The organism is Salinimicrobium oceani (assembly GCF_012037645.1).
Genome location: NZ_JAAVJR010000438.1, coordinates 1 through 502, shown reverse-complemented (window position 1 = coordinate 502; position 502 = coordinate 1). Strand labels below are relative to the sequence as shown.

The following is a 502-nucleotide window of genomic DNA, read 5'->3' as shown; positions in this document are numbered from 1 at the left end:
GGTAAAAATTCGGTTAGTCCCTGAATGATTCCCAGGAACACAGCATCAATAACTTCCATTTATTACTTTCGGGGATTAAGCAGGATCGCGTAGACTTCTATTGCAAAGCCAATTAATACCAACGCAGGTGCCAGTCTAATTCTTCTAAAATTGTAGATCTCTTCATTAAAAACGTTCGGATCATCGCTGCCGCCACCGGCCATTAAAATAAAACCAAGTGCTATCACCGCCAGCCCAATACCCATGACTATATAATTCTTTTTCTCAAAAACGAAATTGAGATCCTGTTTGTGAAGAGGTTTTTTGTTTTTGTTCATAGAATTGATTTTGCAGCGATTTCTGAAATTTGAGCCACGAATGCACGAATAATTTTAAAGGGCAAATTTAAAACAATTATTTGATCACCAGCTCTCCTCTTTCCAGAGGTCTGTGGCTAAACTAGTAATAAAGCTCATCCGTTTTAAGGTTCAGGAATCTTTGGGTGGCTAAAAAGGTGCTAAAC

1 protein-coding gene is annotated in these 502 nt (G+C 38.4%); it reads right to left on the bottom strand.

Annotation, left to right across the window (positions count from 1 at the left end; all coding sequences use genetic code 11):
• Positions 1-62 precede the first annotated feature (62 nt).
• Positions 63-317 carry a DUF3098 domain-containing protein gene (locus tag HC175_RS17610; RefSeq protein ID WP_168023712.1) on the bottom strand — a complete coding sequence of 85 codons (255 nt, stop codon included), beginning with the start codon at positions 315-317 and terminating at the stop codon, positions 63-65.
• Between the last annotated feature and the right edge of the window lie 185 nt (positions 318-502).

Coding starts and splice junctions, on each gene's coding strand:
- HC175_RS17610 (WP_168023712.1), bottom strand. CDS start 317: ATGAACAAAAACAAAAAACCTCTTCACAAACAGGATCTCAATTTCGTT.